The sequence below is a fragment of the Hydrocarboniphaga sp. genome (genome assembly GCF_028291725.1).
Classification (GTDB): domain Bacteria; phylum Pseudomonadota; class Gammaproteobacteria; order Nevskiales; family Nevskiaceae; genus Hydrocarboniphaga.
Map to the genome: position 1 here is coordinate 17,661 of NZ_JAQGNT010000027.1, position 14,949 is coordinate 32,609.

At 62.0% G+C, this 14,949-nt stretch carries 14 protein-coding genes and 1 pseudogene; 12 read left to right on the forward strand and 3 right to left on the reverse strand.

Going from position 1 to position 14,949, the window contains the following annotated elements:
- Positions 1-59 precede the first annotated feature (59 nt).
- Together JWQ90_RS07740 and JWQ90_RS29150 are read left to right on the forward strand one after the other, a co-directional pair.
- A complete protein-coding gene (locus tag JWQ90_RS07740) occupies positions 60-236 on the forward strand; it encodes a hypothetical protein (RefSeq protein ID WP_299691666.1) in 177 nt (58 codons plus the stop codon).
- Positions 237-921: 685 nt separating this feature from the next.
- Positions 922-1,170: pseudogene (locus JWQ90_RS29150) on the forward strand (restriction endonuclease).
- 317 nt (positions 1,171-1,487) lie between these two features.
- On the opposite strand, the gene JWQ90_RS07750 reads toward JWQ90_RS29150, so the two are convergent.
- Together JWQ90_RS07750 and JWQ90_RS07755 are read right to left on the reverse strand one after the other, a co-directional pair.
- Complete coding sequence (locus JWQ90_RS07750; RefSeq protein ID WP_299691671.1) at positions 1,488-2,366, reverse strand: ImmA/IrrE family metallo-endopeptidase; 879 nt, start codon at positions 2,364-2,366, stop codon at positions 1,488-1,490.
- A gap of 11 nt (positions 2,367-2,377) precedes the next feature.
- Positions 2,378-2,695, reverse strand: a complete 318-nt coding sequence (locus JWQ90_RS07755) for a helix-turn-helix transcriptional regulator (protein ID WP_299691674.1) — start codon at positions 2,693-2,695, stop codon at positions 2,378-2,380.
- Between the two features lie 124 nt (positions 2,696-2,819).
- Between JWQ90_RS07755 and JWQ90_RS07760 the strand changes: the two genes are divergently transcribed.
- From JWQ90_RS07760 to JWQ90_RS07785, 6 genes are all read left to right on the forward strand, one after another.
- A complete protein-coding gene (locus JWQ90_RS07760; protein WP_299691676.1) occupies positions 2,820-3,032 on the forward strand; it encodes a DUF2188 domain-containing protein in 213 nt (70 codons plus the stop codon).
- Between the two features lie 15 nt (positions 3,033-3,047).
- The gene (locus tag JWQ90_RS07765; RefSeq protein WP_366919463.1) at positions 3,048-3,758 is read left to right on the forward strand and encodes a toll/interleukin-1 receptor domain-containing protein; all 711 of its coding nucleotides are present in this window, start codon (positions 3,048-3,050) and stop codon (positions 3,756-3,758) included.
- A gap of 414 nt (positions 3,759-4,172) precedes the next feature.
- A complete protein-coding gene (locus JWQ90_RS07770) occupies positions 4,173-4,625 on the forward strand; it encodes an AlpA family phage regulatory protein (RefSeq protein WP_299691682.1) in 453 nt (150 codons plus the stop codon).
- 563 nt (positions 4,626-5,188) lie between these two features.
- Positions 5,189-6,115 (forward strand): site-specific integrase, encoded by a 927-nt coding sequence (locus JWQ90_RS07775; RefSeq protein WP_299691685.1) that lies wholly within the window; start codon positions 5,189-5,191, stop codon positions 6,113-6,115.
- Between the two features lie 49 nt (positions 6,116-6,164).
- Positions 6,165-6,443: a type II toxin-antitoxin system RelE/ParE family toxin gene (locus JWQ90_RS07780; protein ID WP_299691688.1), complete on the forward strand. Its 279-nt coding sequence runs from the start codon at positions 6,165-6,167 to the stop codon at positions 6,441-6,443.
- Positions 6,443-6,751, forward strand: coding sequence for a HigA family addiction module antitoxin (locus tag JWQ90_RS07785; protein WP_299691691.1), 309 nt, complete (start codon positions 6,443-6,445; stop codon positions 6,749-6,751). Before JWQ90_RS07780 ends, JWQ90_RS07785 begins: the two co-directional genes overlap by 1 nt.
- A 90-nt stretch (positions 6,752-6,841) precedes the next feature.
- On the opposite strand, the gene JWQ90_RS07790 is transcribed toward JWQ90_RS07785, so the two are convergent.
- Positions 6,842-7,261 (reverse strand): hypothetical protein, encoded by a 420-nt coding sequence (locus JWQ90_RS07790; RefSeq protein ID WP_299691694.1) that lies wholly within the window; start codon positions 7,259-7,261, stop codon positions 6,842-6,844.
- Between the two features lie 279 nt (positions 7,262-7,540).
- On the opposite strand from JWQ90_RS07790, the gene JWQ90_RS07795 reads away from it, so the two are divergent.
- The 4 genes from JWQ90_RS07795 (at position 7,541) to JWQ90_RS07810 (ending at position 14,827) form a co-directional block, all read left to right on the forward strand.
- The gene (locus JWQ90_RS07795) at positions 7,541-8,707 is read left to right on the forward strand and encodes an efflux RND transporter periplasmic adaptor subunit (protein ID WP_366919465.1); all 1,167 of its coding nucleotides are present in this window, start codon (positions 7,541-7,543) and stop codon (positions 8,705-8,707) included.
- A 19-nt stretch (positions 8,708-8,726) separates the two neighbouring features.
- The gene (locus JWQ90_RS07800) at positions 8,727-11,909 is read left to right on the forward strand and encodes an efflux RND transporter permease subunit (RefSeq protein ID WP_299691700.1); all 3,183 of its coding nucleotides are present in this window, start codon (positions 8,727-8,729) and stop codon (positions 11,907-11,909) included.
- On the forward strand, positions 11,906-13,384 hold the full coding sequence (locus JWQ90_RS07805; RefSeq protein WP_299691703.1) for an efflux transporter outer membrane subunit: 1,479 nt from the start codon (positions 11,906-11,908) through the stop codon (positions 13,382-13,384). The genes JWQ90_RS07800 and JWQ90_RS07805 overlap by 4 nt, the downstream gene beginning before the upstream one ends.
- Before the next feature lie 135 nt (positions 13,385-13,519).
- A complete protein-coding gene (locus JWQ90_RS07810; protein ID WP_299691705.1) occupies positions 13,520-14,827 on the forward strand; it encodes a hypothetical protein in 1,308 nt (435 codons plus the stop codon).
- The last annotated feature ends 122 nt before the right edge of the window (positions 14,828-14,949 follow it).

Consider the following 14,949-nt stretch of genomic DNA (forward strand, 5'->3'; position numbering starts at 1 on the left):
CTGCTGATCTCGCGCTAGCATCTTCATCACCTGCACCCACAGCACAAGGATCGTGTGAAATGACGAAGTCCATCTTTCTCGACAAGCCCAAGACCACCGCATTCCATTGCCGCATCAGTAACGAGCTTCACGGGCGTGTGCGCGCCATTCAAGCGCACCTCAAACAGCACAGCGACGACGCAGTCTTCCCACTGGATCAAATCGTCGAAGAGGCGCAGCAGCGGGCAACCCGATAGCCATCCTGTGTTGATAGGCAGGACGCTGTAGTCGATCGAGCCGTCAGCGTTCACGTGCCATGGGACAGCCGGTCCGCCATCCTGCGAGCGAACTGCTGTCAGCAACACCGCTGGTATGCCGAGACGTTCGGCAGACGCTTCGATGTAACGCGCTTCTGGCGATGACCGGTCGTATCGAGCGTGAGCCGCCGCTGTGTGTGTGAAGGGCAATAGCGCAATCAGTACGCCGAGGCAGGAGCGAGCGCGGCTCATGGTCGGGAACGTCGTAGGAAATAAGTCGTGTGTCCACGTTGCACTGCTCTTCATGGCTCTCTCGCAGATCTCAAGAGCCACGATCCAGCGCGTTCTCAGCGCCCTTCGTCAATGGCGAAGCGAGGACGGAACTGTCTATGCGAGGGAGTGAACTGCAATCCGGGATTACGGCATCGCACTGTCGTTAGACCGGAATGCAACTGCCATTGAAAAACGACGCTGTTCTGTCGAAGCCGTGTTGAGAGCAAGCAACGACGCAACGAAATCGAAAACCTCGCAGTGCGCGAATTGGCCCGTGTCTGGAATGCGTCCGGAAGCGTTACGGACGCAGATAGCCTTCAGCATCGGCGCGATCGTCGGTCATCGCCGCCCGGCAATCGAAAACTCAATGTGCACACACTGCTGCAATCGGCGCCAATCCGCCCCACTCGACATGACCTGGCAGCAGTTCGAATCATTGGTCGGCGAGCACTTCCGCCAGCAAGGATTCGAGGTGCGTCTGACTGGTCAGAATGTCTCCGATGGCGGCGTCGATATCGAACTGCGCTGGGGTATCGAGTTCTGCCTGGTGTAATGCAAGCAGTGGCGCGCGATCCGCGTCGGCGTCGCAGTGGTACGCGAGCTTTATGGCGCCATGGCGGTCCAGGGAGCAGCGAGTGCGATCGTGGTGAGCGCCGGCTAGTTCACGGCCGACGCCAAAGAATTCGTTCAAGGGCGAAATATCCGGCTACTCGATGGCGCGCTGTTGAAGGCCGGCATGACAACCAAATCGCGAATTAGCGAGCGAGCGCCCGACTTTTTCACAATCGACTCCGTCCTGCCTCGCGTGTGGTGGATCAATGGCACTACGAACCGCAAAGCAAAGGACGCAACGCCGGCCGCCAGTTCTGGGGCTGCACCTCGTATCAGAAAGGCAAAACGATGGCGCCGATCTAGACTACCCCGTGGCGCCCCGGATGGTCTTGGGTGCGGGCGGATGCTTAGGGTGGATGTTCACTGCTAGCGCTTCCCCTTAAAGCGGATCGCCCACGATTCCCGTAGTTCTTCATCTTCGGCTGCCTCGTCGACTTCATCTTCATCGAACGAAAGTAGGGTCAGCCGGTATCCATTGGCCTGCACGAGCACCTGCTCGTAGAGGGACGGAAGACGGGTGCCGATCGTCGTGCTGAGCCACGTGGACCCGTCAACCGTTTCACAGTCCGACGGCCGGCCTAGCGGTGGATTCAACCGCGCGGTGATGGCCGTACGCGGAATGGCTTCGCCTGATCGAACATCAATAAATGGAAAATCTCGCTGTCGATAGATGCGCAGCACCTTTCCCAAATGGGAGACGATCGCCGCACACCGCTCGCCGCGTAGCTCAACATAGCGACGCGCAGTCGCCTCCTTACTCATTTGATAGCGACCGGCAAGGTACAGGATGTGTTCGATATCGACGCCGGCCTTTTTCTTCAGGTCTCTGGAGATGGCAACCGCAGGCAGAAGCAGTAGCACCGAAAACCGGTTGGCCTGAACCTCGATATCTGCCAATCGATCAACTTGGCCCGTGATTGTTTTCCTCATGTCGCCGGTGGAACAGCGAAATCCATCGTTTGCCGGTGGCTGGTGCCACGTACACAAAAAATGCCCCAGTTCGTGCCCGACGGTGAATCGTCGCCGCTCGAGGCTGCTTCCTTCTTTAACGAGAATAGCGCCGCTGGAACGCTCCGCATCGGTGACCAAGCCACCTTCGAAACCGTCGGCTTCCAAGCCGCGGATATCCGCGATGTCGAGTGCAAGCGCGATGTCCTCTATCGGTACCGGCGTCGGAATTTCCGACATCTGCCTGAAAATCTCATCGGCGATTTTTTCAAGCGAGCCACAATCGGCGAGTTCCATCCGAGAGAGGATCACTTGTCCGACTTCTTCAGTGATTTCATGACGGCTTGAATCGTCTCTCGATCACGCTCTGACAGCCCTTTCAGATCCCGGAACATCACAAGCAATTCTGGCGAATCTGTCTCCAATGGTTCCTCACCGACAAGGATCGAAACTGTCGTTTCAAAGTGGCTGGCCAGCCGGGTCAACAGATCAAGTGTTGGATTCCTGGCCTTCCCCGTTTCGATGTCCCAGATATGCGCCTTCGAGCCGCCTACTGCGTCAGCCACCTCCTGTAATGTTTCTCCCTTTTTTAGCCGCAGCTGCTTCAGGCGGGCGCCCAGGGCCATATAAGACTCTCCAGTTTGTTCGATATAGTGGTACAGATTATACTAACAGGCTGTACTTGAGCCCTGACATCTGTTATAACTGTACTCGCTGTAAGTCCAGTTGAACAACCTTTAGGAGTTTCAAATGAAGAAAGATGGTGGAAACAACCTGTTTGTCGAGAAACACCCCAACGGCTTCGCCGTTTTGAGGCCAGGCGCGGACCGCGCCAGCGCAGTTAAGTCCACCCAGGGCGAGGCGATCGATCGCGCACGCGAGATCAATCCCAAGGCGGCGGTCCATGTCGAGCGTGTTCGTCACACCACGGTTGGTAAGCCGGATCAGTGGCGCAAGCCGTAACGGGAGCATCACGACATGTCTAGTTGCACAGCACCTGTAAGAGGCCATCGCTCATCGAGCGCCGCAGCGGACTGCCCTGCATGCGGTGGCCGCTATGGCCGCCACAGCAGCTACAGCAGCTACGCGTCGTACCCGTACCCGTCCCCGTCCTACTCTTCGTCGGGGAGTAGTGGGGGTGGCCGAAGTAGCGGCGGCGGGGTCGGCAGCAGCGCAAGGCCGCGTTGGTCGCCTGCCGGTTCGTCCGTGGCGTATTCGCTTGACGAGGTGCGGGCACTCACCCCGGTCCGCCGAAGCGTCGAGGAGCGAGTACCTCTGCCAGATCGTCGGGACGTTTTTCTCTGCCATGCGTGGGACGATCGGGGAGGGGCGGCCAAGGAGCTGCATGATTTGCTCGAGTCACGCGGTGTCTCGGTCTGGTTCAGTGAGAAGGACGTTGCCCTCGGCACGTCGTTGCTCCGCGAAATCGACAAGGGACTGGCAAAATCGCGAGTCGGGATCGTGCTGGTGACCCCTGCACTGCTGCGCCGCCTCCGAGGTGAGGGCATCGCCGACAAAGAGCTTTCGGCACTTCTAGCGCGTGACCTGCTTGTTCCCATCGTGCACGACACGACGTATGACGTTCTCCGCGACGTCAGCCCCCTGCTCGGCTCGCGGAGCGGCCTGAACACTGCAGAAGATACGATGGCAAACGTCGCGGCCAAGCTTGCCGAGCTGGTTGCCCCCTAGCTCCGGTAGCCTGGGAATCGGTGAGGGGATCGAGTAGTCCTGTCCTAGCGCAATGCGGAAGGCGCCGCCGTGATAAGGAGAAAGCGCCTTCCGGGACGCGGCTTTCATCTTCAGCGATTGAAGGTGCCAATCACGCGAACGCTGTTCCGTGGCGACGACTTTCTAAAGGAGCAAAAGGTCTTTATTGGTCCGCCGATCGTCGTGCGTAACTTTGCTTCCAATGGTCAACGAGCGGCGTCCAGGAATGGACACTGGCAATGTCATGGCAAATGGAATCGGTTCGCCGAGTGCCGCCCACTCTTCGAGGTGGAACGTATCGGGCGTCAGGCCGATGCCGACTCCTAGTCTTCTGAACGATGAAATCCATGTCGTTCCGGAAAGCTCAAGCTCGCACCGTGACACGGAGCTATCCAGATGAAACTCTTACTTGCCTCCGACTGGTGCCGGAAGTATTTCGCGGAGGAGAGCATGCCCGATCCACACTCCGTGCATGGCTGGATACAGAAAGGTGTCGTACCGGGTGAGACGTTCGGCAAACAGGCGTACGTCGATGAAAGCGCATGGCTCGCGCATAGCCGCGGCGCAGGCGATGAATTGCCTGATGTCATCCATTCGGGACCGATCAAGACCGACTTTTATCAGCCCGCACCAAATGCGCTGCGCATCCTGCGCCGCCGTGACCTTCAAGCCAGCGTGCGGCTTTCGCGCAGCACCATTTACGACAAGATCAACCCGCTGTCTTTGCGCTACGACGCCACTTTTCCGAAGCCGATCCGCCTGGGTGGTGGCGCGGCCGTGGGCTGGCTCGCCCATGAAGTGGATGCCTGGCTGCTGGCGCGGATGGACGCCAGCCGCAAGACGGTCTGACCGACGTTGCCAGCCAACTGCCGATCCGCGCGCCGACAAGAGGAGCGGCGCGCGACGGCCGCGCAAGTAATCCTACGGGAGCTTCCGGTGTAGACCGTTCGTTTAAAATTTGCCCGCCGTTGCCGGCAACGATCGGCTGATGCAGGGCGGCATGCCTCCGTTTACAGCATCGAAGGGCCGCTGGGGGCAACTATGGGGGCAACTGAAATTCACGCATTCAATAAGTAGCTTGAATTTAGGAAAATAATGCGTAAATGTGATAGTTGTACTAACCAAATACTTGTCCATATATGTCCCGTTTCATCCTTAAGCCCGCGTAATTGCGGGCTTTTTTGTGGGAGCCTTGTCCCGTCTTGTCCATTCCCGTCCATTGACATCCCTGATTCTTGGGGGCCGGATATAGGGGTCAGGAAGTGAATAGGGGCCAGCCATGCGGAAAATCGTCGGTTTGACGCACACCGGATGCAAAAACGCGAAGGCGCGAGAGAAGTCTTACAAGCTGTTCCATGGAGGCGGGCTCTGTCTACCTGGAAGTCGAGCCATCCGGCCGCAAAGTGTGGCGCATGAAATTCACCCACGACGGCAAAGAGTATCGCGTGAAGGCGGGAGGGTGGGTGGAGAGTCATTCGGAAAAGGTCATCGCCCGGCTCGAGCGCGACGTGTTCCCCTGGATCGGCAAACGCCCCATCTCCGCAATTACGGCACCGGAAGTCTTGATCGTGTTGCGCCGCATTGAATCCCGTGGCGCCCTGGATACGGCCCACAGAGCGAAGCAGGACTGTGGGGCTGTCTTCCGGTATGCGATCCATGACGGGCGAGCAGAGCGCGACCCCACTGCCGATCTCCGCGGCGCTTTACCGCCGGCCAGGGGCGGGCACTTTGCGACAATCACGGAACCGAAGGCCATAGGCGAGTTGCTGCGCGCGATCCACGGGTATTCCGGAACCTTCGCCACCTGCTGTGCGTTGAAGCTGGCACCGCTGGTATTCGTCCGCCCCGGAGAGCTTCGGAACGCTGAGTGGTCTGAGGTCGATCTGGAGAAAGCCGAGTGGCGCATCCCGAGCGACAAGATGAAAGCCGGCGAGCCCCACATCGTCCCGCTGTCGGAGCAAGCCGTGGCGGTGCTCGCCGATTTGCAGCCGCTGACAGGCGACGATCGCTACCTATTCCCGAGCGAGCGGACCAGGACGCGGCCGATGTCTGAGAACACCATCCTTGCCGCTCTGCGTCGTCTCGGTTATTCCACCGACCAGATGAGTGGGCACGGCTTCCGGGCTATGGCATCGACGCTGCTGAACGAGCAGGGCTGGAACAGGGACGCGATCGAGCGGCAGCTCGCACATGCTGAGCGCAACCGCGTGCGGGCCTCGTACAACTATGCTGAGCACCTGCCGGAGCGCCGCAAGATGATGCAGGCCTGGGCCGACTACTTGGACATGCTCAAAAACGAGCGCAAGGTGATTGATCAGCACTTCGGCAGGGCGGCTTGACTATGTCATGCACTGCATTACAATGCTCTATAGCTAATTACAGACACCGATGATCCGCACATTCCGCCATCGTGGGCTTGAGCGCTTTTTCACCCGGAGCGACTACCGCGGCATTCCGGCACAGTTTGCGCCGCGTCTGGAGCGGCTGCTGGATCGCCTGGATGCATCAACGAAGGCTGACGACATGAACCTGCCCGGCTACAAGTTTCACGGCCTGAAAGGTGAGCGCAAGGGCACATTTGCTGTGTCAGTGTCGGGGAACTGGCGCCTGACCTTTCGTTTCGATGGCGAGGACGCCATCGACGTCGATCTTGAGGACTACCACTGATGAAGACCTTACGAAATCCCGACCGACGCCCCACGCATCCGGGCGCAGTGCTGCGCGAGGATGTATTGCCTGCGCTCGACATGTCGCAGACCGCTTTCGCCGAGCGCCTGGGTGTCAGCCGCCTCACCGTCTCCGATCTGTTGCTAGAGAAGCGTGGCCTTTCGGCCGAGATGGCGGCCCGAATCGGAAAACTGCTGAACACGTCCCCCGAGAGTTGGCTGCGCATGCAACAGGGCGTGGATCTGTGGGATGTAATGCAGAAGCCGGAGAAACTGGCAGGCATCAAGCCCATTGAGAAAGCCGCATGATAGATTGAACCGCTCGGCCACCCTCTTTTGAACTACTGCAAATTTTGCAGTAGTTGCAGATGCGGTGTCGGTTGATCTGATCGGTCGCCTCTACCGTAAAAAACCCTGCTCCACTTTCGCGAGAGTGACGCCAAGTTTCTTGGCGATTTCTTTTGCCGACGACCCGGCAGCCTGCATCTCACTGACCTGTTTTGGCAGGACCTCGTACTCGAAGGCGTTGCCGGCCTTGTATGCCACCGCCTCGCCAAAATGCTGCTGAGCTGCGTGCTCTCGAGCCGCCCGCGTTCGAAAGACGCCGAAGTTGCTGGTCTCCGCCAATTCACGGGCCATCGCGAGCGTCTGCTCTTCGTCGATGCGGCGATCATTTTCGTAGTCCTCGTCCTCTTCGCTCTCCTGGTACTCCTCCCCTTCCGCGTCGTCGAGGCTATCGCCGTAGGCTGGATCTGCATTGAACAAGTACAGGCCAGCGCCAGAGCACTCGAACTTCACCATTGGGCCCAGATGGAACATGGCAGAGCGTTACCGAGGACGTTTATACCGCTGTGGATATTCCGGACATCGGCACCGGTTCTTCGAGGTACGGCGCGGATTGTTTGAGACAGGGGTGGATTCTCCTGACTGGCTTGCCGGCGGAAAGGCGATCCGGTCTGGTGCAGCCGTCGTGCTGGCCGGCGGGCTCTTCGAATGCGATTATCGGCCGGCTGATTCGGAATGGGCGACGCGCGGCAAACTCGCTTCGAGCCGGCCAAGGTGTGTTCGCCCATGCAGTTCGTATTCAAGGAAGAGTCCATGGTGAGTCGTTTCCGGTATGTGGCGCCACGAGGTCTGGCACTGGGCTTCGCCGTGGCGCTGATGAGCCTGGCGGCCTGCGGGCAGAAGCAGGCACCGCCACCACCGCCGCCTGCACTGGTCAAGGTCGTGACCCTGCACCCGAGTTCGGTGACCCTGACCACCGATCTTCCGGGCCGGACCGTGGCCTACCGCGTGGCAGACATCCGTCCGCAGGTCAACGGCCTGATCCAGAAGCGCATGTTCAGTGAAGGCGGCGACGTCAAGGAAGGTCAGCAGCTGTACCAGATCGATCCCGCGCCGTATCGAGCCACCTACGAGAGCGCCAAGGCCACCGCCCTGTCGTCCCAACAGCAGGTCGATCGCTACAAGCCACTCGCGGCCATCAACGCCGTAAGCCAGCAGGATTACGACAACGCCGTCGCCACGGCCGCGCAGAGCAAGGCCCAATTGGACATGGCGCAGATCAACCTGGTCTACACGCGGCTGCTGTCGCCGATATCGGGTCGCATCGGGCGCTCATCGGTCACCGAGGGCGCGCTGGTCACCGCCAACCAGACGACGGCGCTGGCGACGGTGCAGCAACTCGATCCGATCTACGTCGATGTCACGCAGCCAAGCGCGGTGCTGCTGCGGCTCAAGCGTGAAATGGCGGCGGGCGCCTTGCGCAGCGCCGGCGACAATCAGGCCGAGGTCCATCTCACGCTCGAAGACGGCAGCGGCTACGCCAGTGCCGGCAAGCTGCAGTTCGCCGAGGTTTCGGTCGATGCGAGCACTGGCTCGGTGACGCTGCGCGCGCTGTTTCCCAACCCCGACAAGCTGCTGCTGCCCGGCATGTACGTGACCGAGCGTATCGAGGAAGGCCAGCGTGGCGATGCGCTGCTGGTGCCGCAACAGGCCATCACGCACAACCAGAAAGGTGATCCGACCGCGATGGTCGTCGGCGCCGGAAACAAGGTGGAAATGCGCCAGCTGAAGACCGACCGCACGATCGGCGATCAGTGGCTGGTGGCGGACGGGCTTGCGGCCGGCGACCGGGTGATCGTCGAAGGCCTGCAGTTCGTCAAGCCCGGTGCCGTCGTCACGCCCGAGGAATTCCAGCCGCCAGCGCCGGGCGTCAAGCCTGCGGCTCCGGCCGGCTCCACGCCGCCGCAGCCGGGCAAGTAGAGCCACTGGAGTTCACCCGATGGTCAATTTCTTCATTGACCGGCCGATCTTCGCCTGGGTCCTGGCGATCATCATCATGCTCGGCGGCGCGCTCGCCGTGACGACGCTGCCGATCGCGCAATATCCCAGCATCGCGCCGCCGGCGATCTCGATCAGCGTGAGCTATCCCGGCGCGTCTGCCGAAACGGTGCAGAGCACGGTGACGCAGGTCATCGAGCAGCAGATGAATGGCATCGATCACCTGCTGTATTTCTCGTCCGAAAGCGACAAGGACGGCAGCATGACGATCACGCTGTCGTTCGAGCAGGGCACCGATGCCGACACCGCGCAGGTGCAGGTGCAGAACAAGCTGCAGCTGGCGACGCCGCTGCTGCCGGCCGAAGTGCAGAGCCAGGGCATCCGCGTGGCCAAGGCGACCAAGAACTTCCTGGTCGTGGTCGGTTTCGTCTCCACCGACGGCAGCATGGACGGCCAGGACATCGGCGACTACATCGCCTCCAACGTGCAGGATCCGATCAGCCGCACCAAGGGCGTCGGCGATTTCCAGCTGTTCGGCGCGCAGTACGCGATGCGCATCTGGCTCGATCCGGTCAAGCTCAACAACTACGGACTGACGCCGACCGATGTTTCGAGTGCGCTGCAGGCGCAGAACGTACAGATCGCGTCGGGGGAAATCGGCGGTTTGCCGGCGGCGCGCGGGCAGCGCCTGAACGTGACGATCATCGGTCCGCAGCGACTGCAGTCGGCGGACCAGTTCGGGCGCATCCTGCTGCGAGTGACGTCCAGCGGCGCGCGCGTGCTCCTGCGCGACGTCGCCCGCGTCAGCCTGGGCGGCGAAAATTATTCGGTCGCTTCGAAATACAACGGCAAGCCTGCAGCGGGCCTCGCGATCAAGCTCGCGCCCGGCGCCAATGCGCTGGATACGGCCAAGGCGGTGCGTGCGACGCTGGAGGAACTCAAGCCGTTCTTCCCGCCAGGACTGGAAGCGGTTTATCCGTTCGACACCACGCCGTTCGTGCGCGTGTCGATCGAGGAAGTCGTCAAGACGCTGTTCGAGGCGATCGTGCTGGTGTTCCTCGTGATGTACGTGTTCCTGCAGAACATCCGCGCCACGCTGATCCCGACCATCGCAGTGCCGGTGGTGCTGCTCGGCACCTTCGGCATCCTCTCCATCGCCGGCTTCTCGATCAACACGCTGACGATGTTCGGCATGGTGCTGGCCATCGGCCTGCTGGTGGACGACGCGATCGTCGTCGTCGAGAACGTCGAGCGCGTGATGGCCGAGGAAAAGCTCTCGCCCAAGGAAGCGGTGCGCAAGTCGATGGGCCAGATCACCGGCGCACTGGTCGGCATCGCGCTGGTGCTGTCGGCGGTGTTCCTGCCGATGGCGTTTTTCGGTGGATCGACCGGCGTGATCTACCGCCAGTTCTCGATCACGATCATTTCGGCGATGTCGCTGTCGGTGCTGGTCGCGCTGATCTTCACGCCGGCGCTGTGCGCAACGCTGCTCAAGCCGGCCGACGAAAAACATGCGCACAACGAGCATGGTTTCTTCGGCTGGTTCAATCGCAGCTTCGATCGGATGAACCACGGTTATACCGCTGGCGTCGGCCACGTGACGCGCCGCACGGGCCGCTATCTGCTGGTCTACGTCGTCATCGTCGCCGTGATGGGCGGGCTGTTTCTGCTGATCCCCAAATCCTTTCTGCCGGACGAGGATCAGGGCGTGTTGTTCGTGCAGGTAGTAGAGCCGGCCGGTACTTCGGTGGAACTTACCGAGCAGGCGCTGGACCAGGTGCGCGACTTCTTCTTGAATGACGAGAAAGCCTCGGTCAACGGCGTGTTCACGGTCAGCGGTTTCAGCTTCGGTGGGCACGGCCAGGGTTCGGGCCTGGCATTCGTGAGCCTCAAGGACTGGAGTCAGCGCGGCGCCAAAGATGCGGGCGTGCTCGCAATCGCGGCACGCGCACAGAAGCATTTCGCATCGATCCGCGGCGCGCAGGTGGCGGCGTTCGCGCCGCCGGCGGTGCTCGAACTCGGCAACGCCACCGGTTTCGATTTCGAACTGCTCGATCGTGCCAACCTCGGCCACGACGCCTTGATGGAAGCGCGCGGCAAGCTGATGCAGGCGGCGAGCAAGAATCCCGCCATCGGCATGCTGCGCCCTAACGGACTCGACGACGAGCCGCAGTACAAGCTCGATATCGACTGGGAAAAAGCCAGCGCGCTGGGCCTGTCGATCGCCGACATCAGCTCTACGCTCGCGATCGGCTGGGGCTCGTCGTACGTCAACCAGTTCATCGACCGCGGACGTGTGAAAAAAGTCTTCATCCAGGGCGATGTGGATACGCGGATGGCGCCGCAGGATTTCGATCACTGGTACGTCCGCAATGCCTCGAACCAGATGATTCCGTTCTCGGAATTTTCCACTGCGACCTGGACGCTGGGCTCGCCCAAGCTGGAGCGCTACAACGGCACCGCATCGCTCGAATTCCTCGGCGCGCCGGCGCCCGGCAAGAGCACCGGCGACGCGATGAAGGCGATGGAGGACGCGCAGCGCAGCCTGCCCAAGGGCACCGGGTTCCAGTGGACCGGCCTGTCTTTTGAGGAGCGCCTGTCCGGCTCGCAGGCGCCGATGCTGTACGGCATTTCGCTGACCATCGTGTTCCTGTGCCTGGCCGCGCTCTACGAGAGCTGGTCGATCCCGGTCGCGGTGATGCTGGTAGTGCCGCTGGGCATCATCGGCACGGTGCTCGCGACCTTGGCCCGCGGTCTTTCCAACGATGTGTTCTTCCAGGTGGGTTTGCTGACCACGGTCGGTCTCGCCGCGAAAAACGCGATCCTGATCGTCGAGTTCGCCAAGGAGAACCACGAGCAGGGCCAGAGTCTGATCGACGCAGCGGTCAACGCCGCGCGCCAGCGCCTGCGGCCGATCCTGATGACCTCGTTCGCCTTCATTCTCGGCGTGCTGCCGCTGGCGATCGCGAGCGGCGCCGGTGCCGGCGGCCGCGTCGCCATCGGCACCGGCGTGATCGGAGGCATGCTCAGCGCGACCATCCTGGCGGTGTTTCTGGTACCGGTGTTCTTCGTCTCGGTGCTGACGCTGTTCAAGACCAGAACCGGCCCGGACGAATCGGCCGAAGACGATCGTCCCGGTCCGCAGCCGCCGCAGGACGGCGACAGCCCGGGAGCATCGGCATGAACGCGCGCCTCGGAACCGGCGTTTTCGCCGCCTTCGTTTTTGCAGTGTCGGTGATGGCGGGCTGCGCGCTGGAACCCGACTACCAGCGGCCGGCGGCGCCAGTGCAGCCGGGCTGGACCGATGGCACATCGTCAGCCGCGGCAGGCACTGCGGCGGACATCGGCTGGCGCGAGTTCTTCCCCGATCCCAACCTGAAGAGGCTGATCGAACTGGCGCTGCAGAGCAATCGCGATCTTCGCGTGGCGGCGCTGAACGTGCAGGCTGCGCAGGCGCAGTACCGCATCCAGCGCGCGGACCTGTTGCCGACCATCGCGGCTACCGGAACCGAAGAAGTGCAGCGCTCACCTGGCAGCGTCATCAGCTCCAGCGCCTCGGCGGCCGCGGCATCGGGCGGAACCGCGACGACCAGCAGCGGCGTGATCACACGCGTGTTCAATGCCGGCGTCGGCTTCACCTCCTACGAGATCGACCTGTTCGGCCGCATCCGCAGCCTGGATCACGCGGCGCTCGAACAGTATCTCGGCTACGAAGAGACACGGCGCGGCATGCAGCTGAGCCTGATCGCGGAAGTCGCCAGCAGCTACCTCACCATTCTCGCGGATCAGGCAAACCTGAAAGTCACGCGTGACCAGTTCGAAGGCCAGAGCGCTTCCTACGAGCTGATTCGCCGCAGCCTTGAGGCCGGAGCCACCACGGCGCTGGCGGCGCGGCAGCAGGAAATCGCGGTGGATACCGCCAAGGCCAACCTTTCCGCTTACACGCGACAGCTCGCGCAGGACCGCAACGCGCTCGCGCTGCTGATCGGTGGCCCGCTGCCCGACGATCTGGACCTGAGCGCTCCGCTGGAGGCCGTGCAGCTGCAGGCCGATCTGCCGGCCGGGCTGCCGTCCGAGGTGCTCGCGCGCAGGCCGGACGTGCTGGCCGCCGAGCACCAGCTGATCGCCGCCAATGCCGACATCGGCGCCGCGCGCGCCGCGTTCTTCCCGAGCATCAGTCTGACCGGCAGTTACGGCACGGCGAGCACCGAGCTCTCCGGCCTGTTCAAGGACGGCTCCACGGCCTGGACTTTTTCGCCGCAGATCAGCCTGCCGATTTTCGCCGGCGGCGCCAACCAGGCGAATCTCGATCTGTCCAAGATCCAGAAGAACGTCAACATCGCCCAATACGAAAAGGCTCTGCAGAGTGCCTTCAAGGAAGTCGACGATGCGCTGGCCGCCAGGAAGACACTCGACGAGCAGTTGTCGGCGCAGCGCGAACTCCAGGCAGCTGCTGCCGATGCGTATCACCTCGCTGACGTGCGTTTCCGCGGCGGAGTCGACAGCTTTCTGCCGGTACTGACTGCGCAGCAGGCGCTGTACAGTGCACAGCAAGGCGTGGTGAGCCTGGAGCTGTCCCGCCTGCAGAACATGGCCACGCTGTACAAGGCGCTCGGCGGCGGTTCGCTGGAGCACTCCGCTTCTTTGGTGCCACAGTAAGTGGCCATTCGTCACTTGAGCTACGGGTTTTGACAGCACTTCGGCCGTTCGTTACGGTCGAAGTGTGAAGAGGTAAACCGGCATGAAGACCGGAAGCCGCACCAGCGAGGAGAACGCGCAATGACAACGATAGTGATGGGAAAAGCGGCGCCGGGCAGTCCCGTCGACCAGAGCGTCAACGCTGCCGGCGAACTGGCGTTGCGCCTGACCGGCGCGGCTCTTCAGGTGATTGCGACGGTCGTGGTGGTGCGGGCGCTGGCACCGCAGGCGGTCGGCATCTATTTTGAAGGCTTCGTTATCGCGCTGGCGCTGGCTTCGCTGCTGCGCGGCAAGTACGAGATGCTGGTCCTGCGCTACGTCCTGGGCGAAAGCGCTCAGCAGACCTGCATCCCGGTCATCGACCTGCTGACGGCGCTGAGCAAGCGGATCGCGATCCGCTGCGTCCTGGTCTGCGGCGTGCTGCTGGTCGTCATCGCAGACCTCGACATCATGGAGCCGCGGCTGCGGGCGTTCCTCGATACCTTCCTGCCCTTTGTGCTGGCGGTGCCATTCCTGGCTGTGGCGCTGTTTCTTTCGAGCGCCCTGCGCGCGGCCCGCCGTTCGATCGGCAGCACCATCATCAGCGCCTACGCGGTCAACCTGGCGGTCATTCTGTCCGGGCTGATTGCTTCGCCGGAGAACGCGCTGGTGATGATGTCGTGGGCTTTCGTTGCGGGTTCCGCGGTCGCGTCCGTGATCGGGATTCTGCTGGTCCGCAAGGTCTTTCCGGCAGGTCTCAAGCGCGGCGTGCCCCAGCCTTGCGTCGCGGACTGGCGCCAGATCTACGGCCTGGCCGCCTTCGATTACGGCATCGCGGGCCTCGCGTTTTCGGCGTTGCAATGGGGCCCGCTGTGCGTGCTCGCAATCGCCGGGCCGGCGTTGCAGATCGCTGAAGTCGCGGTGACGTTGCGCCTCGCGCTGGCGGTTGAACTGATGATGCCTGCGCTGGTTTTCGTGCCTCTGGGTTTGAACATCGCGTCGCGTCTGATCGAGACCCTGAGCACGGAACGTGGCCGTCTCGTAGCCAACCTCGTGCTGTCGGCTCTGGCCGCATCCGGCTTCAGCTTCGTTCTGATGATCTTCGTGCCGCAGCTGCTGGGCGAATTGGGCGCACCTTATGCGGAACTCACGGGGCTGTTCGTGATCTTGCTCGCGGCGCAGTGGATCAACGCCGCGGCAAGGCCTGCACTTCGGTTCATGACGACGTATCACTACAAGCCCGTCCTGCAAGCGCTTTGCCTGAGCGCGGTGATCGCGCTGATCATCGCCCTCTTTGGCGTCAACCAACATGGCGCCTACGCAGTCGCTACCGCGACGCTGATCGGTACGCTGGTTCTCAATGCCCATTCACTGCTGGCTGCGCTCAGGCAGTCATCGGGACAGGTCATCGCGCCGCCTGCCTGAAGCGACTCGCCGAGCCGGAGGTCGACATCGCAGCGACGAACGGCGTGCCGGCCGAGTCCGGCGCATGGCCTTGCTGCAATTGGATGCCTGCGACGGTACCGATCCCCAAAACCTGATGCCAA